This is a genomic window from Streptomyces sp. ISL-100, assembly GCF_018614615.1.
Classification (GTDB): Bacteria; Actinomycetota; Actinomycetes; order Streptomycetales; family Streptomycetaceae; genus Streptomyces.
On record NZ_JAGGOK010000029.1, the window covers coordinates 16,962 to 33,231 of the forward strand.

Here is a 16,270-nt window from a genome sequence, read left to right on the forward strand (position 1 = left end):
GAGTGGGAGCGTCGCGTGCCGTCACGGCGGCCGCGGCGGGCGCTGATAGCGGTAGATCATGCTGCTCACCTCCCGGCGCCTGAGTGCCGCCCTGCTGGCCGCCGCATCGGCCACCCTCGTCGCCGCGACCTTGCCCGCCCCCGCACCACCCGTGGCGCTCGGCATCGGCGATCCGCTCTTCCCGCACCTGGGTAACCCTGGATACGACGTTCGCGCGTACGACATCTCCTTCACGTACGGCGGAAGCAACAGCAAGCCCCTGGACGCCGTCACGAAGATCGACGCGGTGGCCACGGAGCAGCTCGACCGGGTCAACCTCGACTTCTCGCACGGCACCGTCGCGTCGGTCGAGGTGAACGGCGAGCGGGCGGCGTTCGCGACGGCGGGGGAGGACCTGATCGTCACGCCCGAGGAGCCGGTCTACGAGGGATGGCCGCTGCGGATCACCGTCTGGCACAAGAGCCATCCCAGCCCCAAGGAGGGCGCGGACGGCGGCTGGGTGCGTACGCGCGACGGTCTCGCCATGGCCAACCAGGCCGACGCGGCGCACCGGGTGTTCCCGTGCAACGACCATCCCGCGGACAAGGCGTTCTTCACGTTCCGTGTCACCGCTCCGAAGGGCATGACGGCAGTCACCAACGGCCTGCCCGTGGGAAAGGCCGAAAGGGTGGCGGGCGGTGCCACCTGGACGTACCGGACCAGCCATCCCATGGCGACCGAACTCGCGCAGGTCTCTGTCGGCCGGTCGACCGTCGTGCACAGGAGCGGGCCGAACGGTCTTCCCGTACGCGATGTCGTGCCCACCGCCTACCGCGCGCAGCTCGAACCGTGGCTGAAGAAGACACCGGGGCAGCTCGAGTGGATGGAGCGGCAGGTCGGCCGCTATCCCCTGGAGACGTACGGGCTGCTCGTCGCCGACGTGGACACGGGCTTCGAGCTGGAGACGCAGACGCTGTCGCTCTTCGAACGGTCGCTGTTCAGCCGCTCCGACCTGCCTGCCTGGTACGTCGAATCGATCATGGTGCACGAACTGGCGCACCAGTGGTTCGGCGACAGCGTCTCGCCGCGCTCCTGGTCCGACCTGTGGCTCAACGAAGGGCACGCCACCTGGTACGAGGCGCGGTACGCCGAGGACCACGCGAAGCAGCCGCTGGTGGACAGGATGCGCCGGGCATACGCACAGTCGGACACGTGGCGGGCGCAGGGCGGACCGCCCGCCGCTCCCCGGGGCCCCGCCCCGGGGAAGAAGATCAGCCTCTTCAGGCCGGTCGTCTACGACGGCAGCGGACTGGTGCTGTACGCGCTGCGCAAGGAGATCGGGAAGGACGCGTTCGAGCGGCTGCAGCGGCGGTGGGTCAGCGACCACCGGGACTCCACGGCGACGACCGGCGACTTCACGCGGCTCGCGTCGGAGATCTCGGGCCGGGATCTGTCCGGCTTCTTCAAGGAGTGGCTGTACGGGAAGAAGACGCCGGCCATGCCGGGGCACCCGGACTGGCGGAGTAAGGCGGCCGGTAAGCCGGAAGGCAAGGCTGCGGCCAAGGGCGCCAGGTAGAGGCGCCAGGAAGCGGGCATAAACCGGAGTGACGGCCCGGGGCGCACCGTGCCACTATCAACGGGTCGGCGGCGCTGCCGGGACGGGGGACCTCCGGACACTTCGGGAATCTTCCGGTCACGTCACGCGTTGTGACTGACGTAACCGACTTTTCTATCGACGTAAGGATCCAATGACCTCCTCTTCTTCCGCTTCCAAGGACGCACAGAGCTTCACGGAGAACGTGACCGAGAGCCTTCGGGCCGATGCCCTGATGGAAGAGGACGTCGCCTGGAGCTACGAAGTCGACGGGGAGCGGGACGGCGACCAGTTCGAGCGCTCCGACCGTGCGGCGCTGCGACGCGTGGCCGGCCTCTCCACCGAGCTCGAAGACGTAACCGAAGTCGAGTACCGGCAGCTGCGCCTGGAGCGTGTGGTGCTGGTCGGTGTCTGGACCTCCGGCACCGTGCTCGACGCGGAGAACTCGCTGGCGGAGCTGGCGGCACTCGCGGAGACCGCGGGCGCCCTCGTGCTCGACGGCGTCATCCAGCGTCGCGACAAGCCGGACCCGGCCACGTACATCGGCTCGGGCAAGGCGATCGAGCTCCGCGACATCGTGCTCGAGACCGGGGCCGACACCGTCGTCTGCGACGGTGAGCTCAGCCCCGGCCAGCTCATCCACCTCGAAGACGTCGTCAAGGTCAAGGTGGTAGACCGCACCGCCCTGATCCTGGACATCTTCGCCCAGCACGCCAAGTCCCGTGAGGGCAAGGCCCAGGTCGCGCTCGCGCAGATGCAGTACATGTTGCCGCGACTGCGCGGCTGGGGTCAGTCGCTGTCCCGGCAGATGGGTGGCGCCGGTTCCGGTGGGGGCGGCGGTATGGCTACCCGTGGTCCCGGTGAGACCAAGATCGAGACCGACCGGCGTCGGATCCGCGAGAAGATGGCGAAGATGCGCCGGGAGATCGCGGAGATGAAGACCGGCCGCGACATCAAGCGCCAGGAGCGCAAGCGCAACCAGGTGCCTTCGGTCGCGATCGCCGGATACACCAACGCCGGTAAGTCCTCGCTGCTCAATCGCCTCACCGGCGCGGGCGTGCTGGTGGAGAACGCACTGTTCGCCACCCTCGACCCGACCGTGCGCCGCGCGGAGACGCCGAGCGGACGGGTCTACACGCTCGCCGACACTGTCGGATTCGTCCGGCACCTGCCGCACCACCTCGTCGAGGCGTTCCGCTCCACGATGGAGGAGGTCGGCGAGTCCGACCTGATCCTGCACGTGGTGGACGGTTCGCACCCGGCGCCGGAGGAGCAGCTGGCGGCCGTACGCGAAGTGATCCGCGACGTCGGCGCGCTGAACGTGCGCGAGATCGTGGTGATCAACAAGGCGGACGCGGCAGACCCGGTCGTACTGCAGCGGCTGCTGCGGATCGAGCGCCACGCGATCGCCGTGTCGGCCCGTACGGGCGCGGGCATGGCGGAGCTGCTGGCGCTCATCGACGCGGAGCTGCCCCGGCCCGCGGTCGAGATCGAGGCTCTCGTGCCGTACACGCACGGCGGGCTGGTCTCGCGGGCACACGCCGAGGGCGAGGTTGTCTCCGAGGAGCACACCGGGGAAGGCACGCTGATCAAGGTGCGGGTGCACGAGGAGCTGGCGTCGGACCTGGCGCCGTACGTCCCGGCGACTCGCTAGTACGGAAGCAATACCGAAAGGCCCGCCCCCTCACGACTTCCGTTCTAGTGGTCGTCGCAACACCCCTGCCCAGGGGATGCGATGGACTTCAAGATCCGGGAGATCCGGACGGCTCAGGGGCCGAAGAAGCTGCTGCGTGAGCGGGAGACATACTTCCGGCTCATGCAGCAGGGCTTCAGCAACAACCAGGCGTGCCGGATCGTCGCGATGAGGGGGCGGGCCTTCGGGCTGTGCGGCGCCGTGTGGGCTGTGCGCCGGCTACTTGCTGCCGTACTTCTCGCTCATCGTCGTGAAGATCTGCTGAGCGCCCTGGTCCAGGCGCGGGCCCGCCAGCCAGCCCGAAGTCACCGGCCCGATCGAGGTGTTGGAGACGAGCGCCAACTTGCCGTCCGGCTGCGTGGCGAACCAGCCGCCGCCGGAGGAACCGCCGGTCATGGTGCAGCCGATGCGGTGCATCGTGGGCGTACCGGGGCTGATCGACAGGCGCGTCGGACGGTCCACGCACTTGTGCATGATCAGGCCGTTGTACGGGGGCGCGGCCGGGTAGCCCCAGGCGCCCATCGCGCCGATGTTCTCGTTCTCGGAGGCGTCGAAGCTGATCGGCAGGGCGTTGCCCACGGTCTCCTCGAGCGACTTGCCGCCGTTCTCGGGCTTCACGTGCATGATGGCGTAGTCGTACGGAGCTCCCGCGCCGCCCGTCGGGCCGCCGTCCCGGATCCACTCGCCCGAGGTCGAGACCCAGTCGGCCCAGTAGACGCCGTACGGAGAGATCTCCCGCTGCTGTGCGTTGTCCAGCGCGGCTGCCGACTTGCCCAGGTCGTTGTAGGCGGGAACGAAGGCGATGTTGCGGTACCAGCCGCCGGCCTGACCCGCGTGCACACAATGGCCGTCGGTCCACACCAGGTTGGACTTGCCGGGGTTCCGCGGGTCCTTGACGACGGTTGCCGAGCAGACCATCGAGCCTTCGGGGGAGTCGAAGAAGACCTTGCCGACGGGGGCCGCGTGGTCGTGGTACGGGGTCTTTTCCCGCTCGGCCTCGACCGGACGCGGCTCAGGGTCGGACACGCCCTGACCACCGGATGTGCCGGCAGTGGCCATCGTCTTGGCCGGGGCCTTCGCCGCCTTCATCCGTTCGGGCTTCCACAGGCCCTCGATGACCGGATTGACGTAGTCCTCGGCCTCGCGCAGCCAGTCCTTCCTGTCCCAGTTCTTCCAGCCGCCGTCCTTCCACTTGCCGATGTCGACTCCGTGCTCCTTGAGCTTGTCGGCGAGGTCGGCGGGAAGGGCGGCTTCCGCGCCGCCGGCGGGTGCGGACGCGCTGGGCCCGTCGGCCGCCTTGCCGGCGGCTTCTTCCTCGCCGGGGCCGCACGCGGTGGCCGTCAGAGCGAGAGCCGCCGCGATCGTGGTGGCGGCGAGCAACGGACGTATGGAGCGCATGGAAACGATTCCCCCTGTAGTTCAGGCCAAGGGCCCCCGGCACACCTGCCGAGGGCCCCTGAACAGCATTCACATATCGACTGGACCTACTGGTTGGCGAACTTTCCGCTCACCGAGTCGAAGATTCCCTTGGCTTCCGTGCCCAGGCGCGGACCGGCCAGCCAGCCGGCCGTCACCGGGCCGATCGAGGTGTTGGAGACCAGCGCGGGCTTGCCGTCCTGGCCGAGGGCCGTCCAGCCGCCACCGGAGGAACCACCCGTCATGGTGCAGCCGATGCGGTACATCGTCGGGTCACCGGCCTTGATGGACAGGCGTCCCGGCTTGTCGGCGCACTGGTACTGCTTCTGGCCGTCGAAGGGCGGGGCGGCCGGGTAGCCGGTCGCCGTCATGCTCGGGATCTCGGGTGCGGCCGGTGCGTTGAACTCCACCGGAAGGGCCGAACCGACCGTCTCCTCAAGAGACTTGCCGTTGCCCTTGCCCTTCTCCGGGGTGACGTGCAGCACCGCGTAGTCGTACGGAGCGCCTTCGCCGCCGGTCGGGCCGCCCTGGGCGATCCACTGCTCGGACGTCTGCGCCCAGTCGCCCCACCACACGCCGTGCGGCATGATTTCCTTCTCGTTCTTCGGCGCGCCGTCGAGCTCCTTGGCCGACTTGCCGGTGTCGTTGTACGACGGGACGAAGGCGATGTTGCGGTACCAGCCGCCCTTCTTGCCGGCGTGCACACAGTGGCCGGCCGTCCACACCATGTTGGACTTGCCGGAGTGCGCCGGGTCCTTGATGACGGTCGCGGAGCAGACCATCGAACCCTGGGGCCCGTCGAAGAAGAGCTTCCCGGCTTCGGGAGTGCTCGTCGTGTACGGGGTCTTCACGGGCTGTGCCTGGACGGGAGCGGGCGTCGGGTCGGTGACACCCTCGTCACCGGAAATGTCGTTGTCCACCGGCTTGTCGGGCTGCTCCGCGTCCCGCATCCGGTCCGGGTCCCAGAGGTCCTCGATGATCGGGTTGATGTAGTCCTCGGCCTCGCGGAGCCAGTCGTCCCTGCTCCAGTCCTTCCAGGCGCCGTCCTTCCACTTGTCCAGATCGACGCCGTGCTCCTTGAGCCGGTCCTTCAGGTCTTCGGGGATGACGATCTTGCCGTCGGCGGCCTGGCTGGTGGTGGCACTCGGCTCGCCGCCCGCGTTGTCCTCCTCGCTCGGACCGCAGCCTGTCGCGGTCAGGGCGAGGACGGCGGCAAGGCCGACAGCGGCGAATACAGGGGAGGTTCGGCGACGCGCGCTCCTCCCGCCACGTGTTGCGATGGTCGGGCGAATGGGTCGCATGCTTGATCCCCCTGGGACTTCGACATCTTCTTCAGCGAACTCTGCGAACTCCGCGAACTCTTGTGAACGATGCGCACATCGCGCACCCCGACGGCGGAGCTCCGGGCCGGAGTGCGGTCCCCACTATGCCGGTGCGGATGGGGACGGCGCGCGGCAGGGCCTCGGTTCCCCGAACGTAAGGATCTTCTTATTGCCCGTGATCCTCCGGCGCCACCGTCGTTGGTACGTACGGGGGACGCAGGGTCGGCGTTCAGCCCTAATGGGCACGCACTTGGAGACAACTGCGCGACGGAAGCTTCACTGCGGGAGGACCAACAGACGTGGCCGTGACCGAACCTGCCGCTGCGGTGCTGACCGCCGCGCACGAAGGGATCCTGCGGCGCCAGTCGCTGCGCGAGTCTTCCGCCCGAACGTACGCGCGGTCGCTGCCCATCGTTCCCGTACGCGCGCGGGGGCTGACGATCGAGGGAGCCGACGGGCGCCGCTACCTCGACTGCCTCTCGGGGGCGGGGACCCTGGCTCTCGGACACAACCACCCCGTGGTCCTGGAGGCCATCAAGAAGGTTCTCGACTCCGGCGCCCCGCTCCATGTGCTGGACCTCGCGACGCCCGTGAAGGACGCGTTCATCACCGAGCTCTTCGCTACGCTGCCACGCGGGCTCGCCGACAACGCGCGGGTGCAGTTCTGCGGTCCGGCGGGTACGGACGCGGTCGAGGCCGCGCTCAAGCTCGTACGCACGGCCACCGGGCGCAGCGGACTGCTGTCCTTCACCGGGGCGTACCACGGCATGACGGCGGGCGCCCTCGACGCATCGGGCGGTGCGCAGGACGTACGGGTGACGCGCCTGCCCTATCCGTACGACTACCGCTGCCCCTTCGGAGTGGGCGGCGAACGCGGCGCCGAACTCTCCGCCCGCTGGACCGAGAACCTCCTCGACGACCCCAAGAGCGGGGTGGCGGTCCCGGCCGGGATGATCCTCGAACCCGTGCAGGGGGAGGGTGGCGTCATCCCCGCGCCGGACGACTGGATGCGGCGGATGCGCCGGATCACGGCGGACCGCTCCATCCCGCTCATCGCGGACGAGGTGCAGACCGGAGTCGGCAGGACCGGCACCTTCTGGGCGGTCGAGCACAGTGGCGTCGTGCCCGATGTGATGGTCCTGTCCAAGGCCATCGGCGGCAGCCTCCCGCTCGCCGTCGTGGTCTACCGGGCGGACCTCGACGCCTGGGAGCCGGGCGCCCACGCCGGTACGTTCCGCGGCAACCAGCTCGCCATGGCGGCGGGCGCGGCCACCCTGGCGTACGTACGCGAGAACCGGCTCGCCGAGCGTGCCGGCGTGCTCGGCGCACGCATGATGGGCCAGTTGCAGGGACTGGCCGCCGACCACCCCTGCATCGGGAACGTACGCGGCCGGGGGCTGATGATCGGCGTCGAGCTCGTCGACCCCGATGCCGATCCGGACGGGCACGGCCGTACGTCCACGGGCGCTCCCCCGGCGGCGCGCGCTCTGGCCGCCGCCGTCCAGCAGGAGTGTCTGGAGCGCGGACTCATCGTCGAGCTCGGCGGGCGTCACTCCGGCGTCGTACGTCTGCTGCCTCCTCTCACCCTCACCGATGAACAGGCCTCGGCGGTCCTCGACCGTCTGGCCGACGCCCTGTCGGCCGCCGAGCGCTCTTCGTACCACCAGCCACAGACCGGGCTGTCGAACTGACCCCGGACCTCGTCCCAAGGAAGACCCCCGTGAACTCCACTCCCGCACCCGATGCGTCCGAGGCCGAAGACCGTCCCGCCGTCCACGAGCGACGACAGGGCGGTACGCACGGCCGTCTCGTGGTCGACGAGGCCAAGGTGCCCCGGCAGAAGGGCAGCGCCCACGGGGAGCCGCGCACGCCGGGGCCAGGCGCACGCCCGCAGGCATCGGGCACGGCCGCGGACCTTCTCGACCACCCCGACCCGCATACTGCGGCGGAGGCAGCAGCCGTCGAAAACCTGCTGCGCTGCTGGGTCCGGGAGAACGACCTCACCCGTCCCCTGGGCCCCACCCTGCGCATCCCGCTCGACGCCAGCGGCACCGCGCTGCTCGTCCCCGTCCGCTACTGGTCATCCACCGGATGGCACCGCTTCGGCATGCCGGCGCTGGAAGGCGGACCGCAGGGCGCCCCTTCCGCCGACGCCGTCACAGTCGCCGCCCTCCTCGGCCGCGAGGCCGGGCAGCGCGAAGGCGCGGACCTGGTCGGCCGGGTCGCCGACTCGGTGCGGCGCACCGCCGCGTTCATCGCCGAGCGGCGCCGGCACCCCGGCCCCGCGGCAGAGGCGGACCTGTTCCTCAGCGCGGAACAGTCCCTTCTCCTCGGGCATCCCCTGCACCCCACGCCCAAGAGCCGAGAGGGTCTCTCCGAGGCCGAAGCGCACCTGTACTCACCCGAGTTGCACGGCTCCTTTCCGCTGCAGTGGATGGCTGTAGACCGGTCCGTACTGGCCGAGGACTCGGCCTGGACCGAACGCGGCCGCGCCGTCTCCGTCGAGCAGCTCGTCGTCCGGCTGGCCGACGGCCTCCCGGTGCCCGACCACACGGTGCCCTTGCCCCTCCACCCGTGGCAGGCCCGCGAGCTGACGCACCGGCCTGCCGTCGCTGCGCTCCTGGAGCAAGGTCTCCTCCACGACCTCGGCCCGCACGGCGCCCCGTGGCACCCCACCTCCTCCGTCCGCACCGTGCACCGCCCCGGTTCGCCCGCCATGCTCAAGCTCTCGCTCGGCGTACGCATCACCAACTCCCGTCGTGAAAACCTCCGCAAGGAACTCCACCGCGGCGTCGAAGTCCACCGGCTGCTGCGCGGCGGGCTGGCCGAGGAGTGGCAGTCCGCCCACCCCGGCTTCGACGTCATCCGCGACCCGGCGTGGCTCGCCGTCGACACGACCGACGGCGAACCGATCCCCGGCCTCGACGCCCTGCTGCGCCACAACCCGTTCGGTCCCGGCGACGACGCCGTCTGCATCGCGGGACTCACCGCCCCGCGCCCCTGGCCGGGCCGCACCGGCATGCACTCCCGAATCGCCGAAGTCGTCGCCCGGCTCGCCGCCCGGACCGGCCGGCCCACCGGAGCCGTCGCCGCCGAGTGGTTCCTGCGCTACCTCGACCACGTCGTACGCCCGGTGCTCTGGCTGGACGGCACGGCAGGGGTCGCGCTGGAGGCCCATCAGCAGAACACCCTGGTCCTCCTCGACCCCGACGGCTGGCCCGTCGGCGGCCGCTACCGCGACAACCAGGGCTACTACTTCCGCGAATCCCACCGCGCCGAACTCGAACGCCGCCTTCCCGGCATCGGCGCCACCAGCGACACTTTCGTTCCCGACGACGTCACCGACGAACGCTTCGCCTACTACCTCGGCATCAACAACGTCTTCGGCCTGATCGGGGCGTTCGGTGCCCAGCGGCTGGCCGACGAGCGTGTCCTGATCGCCGCCTTCCGCCAGTTCCTCGCGAAGAACAGCGCCCTCGGCTCTTCGCTCCCCACCCAGCTCCTGGAGAGCCGCAGCCTCCGCTGCAAGGCCAACCTGCTCACCCGGCTGCACGGCCTCGACGAGCTCGAAGGCCCGGTCGACACCCAGTCCGTCTACGTCACCATCGCCAACCCCCTTCGCACCTGAAGGAACATGTCCCACCCGAACTGCTGAGAGGAGCGTCGCCGTGCCTCCCGCCGATGCGAGCACCGACGCAGGAACCAACTCCGCTCCCCGCGCCGGATCCAGCACCGAGGACACCCTCGACCTGCGGCTCACTGAAGAGCTCATCGCGCTCTTCGGCGACGACGGCCCGGTGACCGGCCCCCGGGCCGCCGGCGACGACCTCCTCGACACCCCCGCCGACTGGGGTCCCGTCACCACCTCCGGCGGCGTCTTCCAGCTCGTTCCCGTACGCATCGAGCGGGACCTGCCGCTCATCAGCAGGTGGATGAACGATCCGGCTGTCGCCGCCTTCTGGGAACTGGCGGGTCCGCAAGAGGTCACTGCCGCCCACCTGCGCACCCAGGTCGACGGCGACGGCCGCAGCGCACCCTGCCTCGGCGTACTGGCCGGCGTACCCATGAGCTACTGGGAGATCTACCGCGCCGACCTCGACCCACTGGCCCGCCACTACCCGGCCCGCCCTCACGACACCGGCATCCACCTCCTCGTCGGCGGCGTGGCCGACCGCGGCCGCGGCCTCGGCACCACCCTCCTGCGAGCCGTCGCCGACCTCGTACTCGACAGGCGTCCCCTTTGCGCACGCGTCGTCGCCGAACCGGACCTGCGCAACACCCCCTCCGTCTCGGCCTTCCTCCGGGCCGGCTTCCGCTTCTCTGCCGAACTCGACCTCCCCGACAAGCGAGCCGCGCTCATGGTCCGCGACCGCGCCCTGCGAAACCTGCTGTGAACAACCCGCTACTTCTCATACACCGCTCGACCCGAATGGGTTCCACCCCGAGGAGTCCCCGTGCCGAAGCCCGCCGTCGCCCATGACTTCGAGGACCCGCTCCCGTTGCCGGTTCCGCCCGGACTGAAACCGGGCACCTGGGAGCCGGCAGCCCGCCGCCTCCTCGCCAAGATGCTCGGCGAGTTCGCGTACGAGGAGATCATCGAGCCCGTCCCGCCGCCCGCCGGCGACCGTCACACCCTCCCGCTCGACGACGGCGGCACACTCTCCTTCCGGGCGGTTCGCGGCGCCTACGGCAGCTGGCGCGTGAACCCGGAAACGATCGAACTGCACGAGCGCGACTCCCAAGCCGACGCGGACGCCGGCGCCGGTGACGACGCCCCGGCCGAAGGCCGCCCCTTCGGCGACCCCCTCCGGTTCCTGGTCCTCGCCCGCCGCCTCCTCGCCCTCGACGGCGCCACCCTCGGCCACCTCATCCGCGAGCTGAGCGCCACCCTGGCCGCCGACGCCCGCCTCGACCACACCGCCGTGTCCGCGGCGCACCTCGCCGACCTCGGGTACGCGGAGCTCGAAGGGCACCAGACCGGCCACCCCTGGCTCGTCCTCAACAAGGGCCGCCTCGGCTTCTCCGCCACCGACACCGCCCGCTGGGCCCCCGAAGCCCGTACACCGGCCAGGCTTCCCTGGATCGCGGTCAGCACCGAGCTCGCGGGCTACCGCGGAGTCTCCTTACTGGCCACGCCCGATCGCCTCTACGCACGCGAACTCGATGTCGCCACCCGCGAGTCGTTCGCCGCCGCACTCCTCGCCCGCGGTCTGGACCCCGAGCGTTACCTCTATCTGCCCGTGCACCCCTGGCAGTGGAATGAAGTGGTTCTGCCGCTCTTCGCCCCCGCCGTCGCCCAGGGCGCCATCGTGCCGCTCCCCACCGACGGCGACGTACGGCTGCCGCAGCAGTCCATCCGTACGTTCCTCAATACGAGCCGTCCCGACCGGCACACGGTGAAGCTGCCGCTCGCCGTCCTGAACACGCTCGTATGGCGAGGACTACCCACCGAGCGCACCCTGGCGGCGCCCGCCGTCACCGCCTGGGTGCACGGACTGCGGGACGCCGACCCCTTCCTGCGTGACGAGTGCGGGGTGATCCTCCTCGGCGAGGTCGCGTCCGTCGCGGTCGAACACCCCCTTTACGACGGCCTCCCGGAGGTCCCGTACCAGTACAGAGAGCTCCTGGGGGCCATCTGGCGCGAGCCGCTCACGGGCAGGCTGGCCCCCGGAGAGCGCGCCCGCACGCTGGCATCCCTCCTGCACACGGACTCCGAAGGACGGGCCTTCACAGCGGAACTCGTCGCCCGCTCCGGCCTCGCGCCCGCCGTATGGCTGCGACGGCTCTTCACCGCGCTGCTGCCTCCGCTGCTGCACTTCCTGTACCGCTTCGGCACCGTCTTCTCCCCGCACGGCGAGAACGCCATCGTTGTCTTCGACGACCACGACATCCCGGTCCGTCTCGCGATCAAGGACTTCGTCGACGACGTGAACGTGAGCGCACAGAGGCTCCCCGAGCACGACTCCATGCCCGACGACGTGCGCGAGGTCCTGCTGACCGAGCCTCCAGCCTTTCTCACGCAGTTCATCCATTCCGGCCTGTTCGTCGGTGTGTTCCGCTATCTGGCGCCCCTTTGCGAAGATCAACTGGGCGTCCCCGAGAATGAGTTCTGGTCACTCGTACGGGCTGAAATCCTGCGGCACCAGGCCCGCTTCCCGGAGCTCAAGGACCGGTACGAGATCTTCGACCTGCTCACCCCGCGGATCGAGCGCCTGTGCCTGAACCGCAATCGTCTGCACCTCGACGGCTATCGCGACCGCCCCAGCCGCCCGCACGCCGCGGTGCACGGCACCGTCCCCAACCCTCTCCACCTGTCCTGATGCGCTCGCCTGGTGTGACCCGGGTTGTCAGTGGTGCCCCGTAGGCTGGACGGGCTATGACGAAGCCCTCACTCCCCGAGCTCCTCCATGCCGCCGTCACCGCCGTCGGCGGCACGGAGCGGCCCGGCCAGGTCGCCATGACCGAGGCCGTGGCCGGAGCCATCGACGACAATGCCCACCTGCTCGTCCAGGCCGGCACCGGCACCGGAAAGTCACTCGGCTATCTGGTGCCGGCCCTGGCCCACGGCGAGCGCGTCGTCGTGGCGACGGCGACCCTGGCCCTGCAGCGCCAGCTCGTGGAGCGTGATCTTCCGCGTACGGTCGAGGCGCTGCATCCGCTGCTGCGCCGGCGCCCCGAGTTCGCCATGCTCAAGGGGCGGTCGAACTATCTCTGCCTGCACCGGCTCCACGAGGGCGTACCGCAGGAAGAGGAGGACGGCCTTTTTGACCAGTTCGAGGCTGCCGCTCCGACCAGCAAGCTCGGCAAGGATCTGCTGCGCATGCGCGACTGGGCGGACGAGACGGAGACGGGCGACCGCGACGATCTCACCCCCGGTGTCTCCGACCGCGCCTGGGGCCAGGTCTCCGTCTCCTCGCGCGAGTGTCTGGGCGCGTCGAAGTGCGCGTACGGAGCGGAGTGCTTCGCCGAGGCGGCCCGCGAGCGGGCGAAGCTCGCCGATGTCGTCGTGACCAACCACGCCCTCCTCGCCATCGACGCCATCGAGGGCGCCCCCGTGCTCCCGCAGCACGAGGTCCTGATCGTCGACGAGGCCCATGAGCTGGTCTCACGGGTGACCGGTGTCGCGACCGGTGAGCTCAGCCCCGGGCAGGTGAACCGGGCCGTCCGCCGGGCAGCCAAGCTGGTCAACGAGAAGGTTGCCGACGCTCTCCAGACAGCCGCGGAGTCCTTCGAGCGGCTGATGGAGCTCGCACTTCCCGGGCGGCTCGAAGAGATCCCGGAGGATCTCGGGTACGCCATCATGGCGCTGCGTGACGCCGCCCGTAACGTCATCTCGGCCATCGGCTCGACCCGCGACAAGTCCGTCCAGGACGAGGATGCGGTGCGCAAGCAGGCACTCGCGGCGGTCGAAAGCATCCACGGTGTCGCGGAGCGGATCGCCAACGGTTCCGAGTACGACGTCGTCTGGTGCGAGCGGCACGACCGTTACGGGGCCTCCCTGCGCGTCGCCCCGCTCTCCGTATCGGGGCTGCTGCGCGAGAAGCTGTTCAGCGAGCGTTCCGTCGTCCTGACGTCTGCCACGCTCAAGCTGGGCGGGGACTTCAACGGCGTGGGGTCCTCGCTCGGGCTGTCGCCGGAGGGCACGACGGGGGACGACGTCCCCGTCTGGAAGGGCCTGGACGTCGGCTCGCCCTTCGACTACCCGAAGCAGGGAATTCTGTACGTCGCCCGGCAGCTCGCCACGCCGGGCCGCCAGGGTTCGCGCGGCGACATGATGGACGAACTCGCCGAACTGGTCGAGGCTGCCGGAGGCCGCACGCTGGGGCTTTTCTCCTCCATGCGGGCGGCGAAAGAGGCGGCCGAGGAACTGCGCGGCAGGCTCGACATGCCGATCCTGCTCCAGGGCGAGGAAACGCTTGGTGAGCTGATCAAGTCATTCGCGGCGGACCCGAAGACGTGTCTCTTCGGCACGCTCTCGCTCTGGCAGGGCGTCGATGTGCCCGGGCCGAGCTGCCAGCTCGTCGTCATGGACCGGATTCCCTTCCCCCGGCCCGACGACCCGCTGATGAGCGCCCGGCAGAAGGCGGTCGAGGAGGCCGGCGGCAACGGCTTCATGGCCGTCGCAGCCACGCATGCGGCGCTCTTGATGGCTCAGGGCGCGGGACGGCTCGTACGGGCCATGGGGGACCGCGGTGTCGTCGCCGTACTCGACCCGAGGCTGGCCAATGCCCGCTACGGCAGCTACCTGCGGGCGTCCCTGCCGGACTTCTGGTACACCACGGACCGTAATCAGGTACGCCGCTCCCTCGCCGCGATCAATGCCAAGGCGGAGGCCGACGGAGAGTAGGGCCGCTCAGCCGCGAGAAGCAGCGAGCCCCTGGAACCGGCGCAGTGGGTTCCAGGGGCTCGGTCTTTGGCTGGCGGGCCCGACGGGGGTCACACCCGCCGCAGCACCGCCACGACCTTGCCGAGGATCGTCGCCTCGTCGCCGGGGATCGGCTGGTAGGCGGCGTTGTGCGGGAGCAGCCATACGTGGCCGTCCTCGCGCTTGAACCGCTTCACCGTGGCCTCACCGTCGAGCATCGCGGCCACGATGTCGCCGTTCTCGGCGACCGGCTGGCGGCGTACCGTCACCCAGTCGCCGTCACAGATCGCCGCCTCGATCATCGAGTCACCGACGACCTTGAGGACGAAGAGCTCGCCATCGCCCACGAGCTGCCGGGGGAGCGGAAAGACGTCCTCGACCGACTCCTCGGCGAGGATGGGTCCGCCGGCCGCGATCCGGCCGACGAGCGGGACGTACGACGCGGCAGGCTTGCCGGCCGTGTCGGTGGGCTGGCTGCTCGGCTGGTCCGAGCCCCGCACCTCGTACGCCCGGGGACGGTGCGGGTCACGGCGCAGGAAGCCCTTGCGCTCGAGGGCCATCAGCTGATGGGCCACGGAAGAGGTGCTGGAGAGGCCCACCGCCTGACCGATCTCGCGCATGGACGGCGGGTATCCTCGCCGTTGCACCGAGTCCCTGATGACCTCGATGACTCGTCGCTGCCGATCAGTGAGGCCGGAACTGTCCGCCCGGATTCCTGGAGGTCGGCCGGGCAGCGAACGCGAGGGCTTGGGGCCCTCAGGATTTGTGGCTGCTTCATTCATGGCATGCACCGGCTCGAGTCGGCTCTGGGATCGGTCCTGGGCAGTGATAGTTGCACTGTCAGCGGTGGTGGTCACGTCGGCCCCTCTCGAGATTGTCTCTCTCCCTGGCTGGACAACGGTAGTTGCTTTCGAAAGGTTGCGCCAAACACACGTTCGAGTGAAAAACCGCAGAATGCCTTTCTCGAACGCGCAGTGAGGTGTATGAGGGGCCGTTTTGAGCCGAATGGCAATTCGGGCCATTACGGTAACCTTCGCGGCTGAGCCGAGGGGTGGCGGGGGTGTCGTCAGCGTGTCGCCGCACGGCCGGCGCCGCGACACGCGCGGAGAGTTAAAAGCGCCCAGACCCAAGATCTAGTGGTCACATGGCCGCGGCCACCCACATGTGGGTCCCCAGTGCCATCAGGAGCCCCACGATCCCCTATGCTTGGGGCTGCTTCGGAGGGCCCCAGGTGGGGTCGGCCGAGGCTATTCAGTCGTGCTGTGAGGGAGGGTTGGGATCCATGCACTGCCCCTTCTGCAGGCACCCCGACAGTCGCGTCGTCGACAGTCGCACCACCGACGACGGAACGTCGATCCGCAGGCGCCGTCAGTGCCCCGACTGCTCCCGCCGTTTCACCACGGTGGAGACCGCCTCACTGATGGTGATCAAGCGCAGCGGAGTCACCGAGCCCTTCAGCCGTACCAAGGTCATCTCCGGCGTGCGCAAGGCATGCCAGGGGCGACCGGTCACCGAGGACGCCCTCGCCAAGCTCGGCCAGCGGGTCGAAGAGGCGCTGCGCTCCACCGGAAGCGCCGAGCTGACCACCCACGACGTGGGGCTGGCCATACTCGGCCCGTTGCGGGAACTCGATCTTGTCGCGTACCTGCGCTTCGCATCCGTGTACCGGGCGTTCGATTCGCTCGAAGACTTTGAGGCCGCCATCGCGGAGCTCCGCGAAGAGCGGCCGCCCGCAAGTGATTGTGGCTGCGGTCCCGGCGTGACCCCTGAGGTCCCTGCGCCCGCCGCTGCCGCCGACTGACCGACCGGCGGAAAAGCAGACCTGCTCCGGCCGCTTTTTGCGGCGTCCGGAACATCAGACACACAGCGTGCCCCGGGAAGAACTGGGCACGTCAGAGCGT

At 69.8% G+C, this 16,270-nt stretch carries 11 protein-coding genes; 8 read left to right on the top strand and 3 right to left on the bottom strand.

Annotated features, from left to right (window positions below; all coding sequences use genetic code 11):
- Positions 1-58: 58 nt before the first annotated feature.
- Both J7E89_RS12735 and hflX read left to right on the top strand, forming a co-directional pair.
- Positions 59-1,555 carry a M1 family metallopeptidase gene (locus J7E89_RS12735; protein WP_214972859.1) on the top strand — a complete coding sequence of 499 codons (1,497 nt, stop codon included), beginning with the start codon at positions 59-61 and terminating at the stop codon, positions 1,553-1,555.
- A 172-nt stretch (positions 1,556-1,727) separates the two neighbouring features.
- The gene (gene hflX / locus J7E89_RS12740) at positions 1,728-3,227 is read left to right on the top strand and encodes a GTPase HflX (protein WP_214972862.1); all 1,500 of its coding nucleotides are present in this window, start codon (positions 1,728-1,730) and stop codon (positions 3,225-3,227) included.
- A 258-nt stretch (positions 3,228-3,485) separates the two neighbouring features.
- Here the strand turns inward: hflX and J7E89_RS12745 are convergent, their stop codons facing one another.
- Positions 3,486-4,664 carry a serine protease gene (locus J7E89_RS12745; protein ID WP_214972864.1) on the bottom strand — a complete coding sequence of 393 codons (1,179 nt, stop codon included), beginning with the start codon at positions 4,662-4,664 and terminating at the stop codon, positions 3,486-3,488.
- Between the two features lie 86 nt (positions 4,665-4,750).
- The gene (locus tag J7E89_RS12750; RefSeq protein ID WP_214972866.1) at positions 4,751-5,983 is read right to left on the bottom strand and encodes a serine protease; all 1,233 of its coding nucleotides are present in this window, start codon (positions 5,981-5,983) and stop codon (positions 4,751-4,753) included.
- A 320-nt stretch (positions 5,984-6,303) separates the two neighbouring features.
- Between J7E89_RS12750 and J7E89_RS12755 the strand changes: the two genes are divergently transcribed.
- From J7E89_RS12755 to J7E89_RS12775, 5 genes are all read left to right on the top strand, one after another.
- Positions 6,304-7,695 (top strand): diaminobutyrate--2-oxoglutarate transaminase, encoded by a 1,392-nt coding sequence (locus J7E89_RS12755; RefSeq protein ID WP_214972868.1) that lies wholly within the window; start codon positions 6,304-6,306, stop codon positions 7,693-7,695.
- Positions 7,696-7,724: 29 nt separating this feature from the next.
- Positions 7,725-9,632, top strand: coding sequence for an IucA/IucC family siderophore biosynthesis protein (locus J7E89_RS12760; RefSeq protein ID WP_214972870.1), 1,908 nt, complete (start codon positions 7,725-7,727; stop codon positions 9,630-9,632).
- 40 nt (positions 9,633-9,672) lie between these two features.
- Positions 9,673-10,398 (top strand): GNAT family N-acetyltransferase, encoded by a 726-nt coding sequence (locus tag J7E89_RS12765; RefSeq protein WP_214972872.1) that lies wholly within the window; start codon positions 9,673-9,675, stop codon positions 10,396-10,398.
- A 171-nt stretch (positions 10,399-10,569) separates the two neighbouring features.
- Entirely contained in the window at positions 10,570-12,324 is a 1,755-nt protein-coding gene (locus tag J7E89_RS12770; protein ID WP_214973141.1) for an IucA/IucC family siderophore biosynthesis protein, read from the top strand.
- A gap of 56 nt (positions 12,325-12,380) precedes the next feature.
- A complete protein-coding gene (locus J7E89_RS12775) occupies positions 12,381-14,351 on the top strand; it encodes an ATP-dependent DNA helicase (protein ID WP_214972874.1) in 1,971 nt (656 codons plus the stop codon).
- A gap of 89 nt (positions 14,352-14,440) precedes the next feature.
- On the opposite strand, the gene lexA is transcribed toward J7E89_RS12775, so the two are convergent.
- Positions 14,441-15,226 carry a transcriptional repressor LexA gene (gene lexA, locus J7E89_RS12780; protein ID WP_214972876.1) on the bottom strand — a complete coding sequence of 262 codons (786 nt, stop codon included), beginning with the start codon at positions 15,224-15,226 and terminating at the stop codon, positions 14,441-14,443.
- 425 nt (positions 15,227-15,651) lie between these two features.
- Here lexA and nrdR point away from each other — a divergent pair, with 425 nt between their 5' ends.
- A complete protein-coding gene (gene nrdR / locus J7E89_RS12785; protein ID WP_028814185.1) occupies positions 15,652-16,170 on the top strand; it encodes a transcriptional regulator NrdR in 519 nt (172 codons plus the stop codon).
- Positions 16,171-16,270: the final 100 nt, after the last annotated feature.

Bases quoted from the DNA above. Each gene is read 5' to 3' on its own strand.
- J7E89_RS12735 (WP_214972859.1), top strand. From the start codon at position 59: ATGCTGCTCACCTCCCGGCGCCTGAGTGCCGCCCTGCTGGCCGCCGCA.
- hflX (WP_214972862.1), top strand. From the start codon at position 1,728: ATGACCTCCTCTTCTTCCGCTTCCAAGGACGCACAGAGCTTCACGGAG.
- J7E89_RS12745 (WP_214972864.1), bottom strand. From the start codon at position 4,664: ATGCGCTCCATACGTCCGTTGCTCGCCGCCACCACGATCGCGGCGGCT.
- J7E89_RS12750 (WP_214972866.1), bottom strand. From the start codon at position 5,983: ATGCGACCCATTCGCCCGACCATCGCAACACGTGGCGGGAGGAGCGCG.
- J7E89_RS12770 (WP_214973141.1), top strand. From the start codon at position 10,570: ATGCTCGGCGAGTTCGCGTACGAGGAGATCATCGAGCCCGTCCCGCCG.
- J7E89_RS12775 (WP_214972874.1), top strand. From the start codon at position 12,381: ATGACGAAGCCCTCACTCCCCGAGCTCCTCCATGCCGCCGTCACCGCC.
- nrdR (WP_028814185.1), top strand. From the start codon at position 15,652: ATGCACTGCCCCTTCTGCAGGCACCCCGACAGTCGCGTCGTCGACAGT.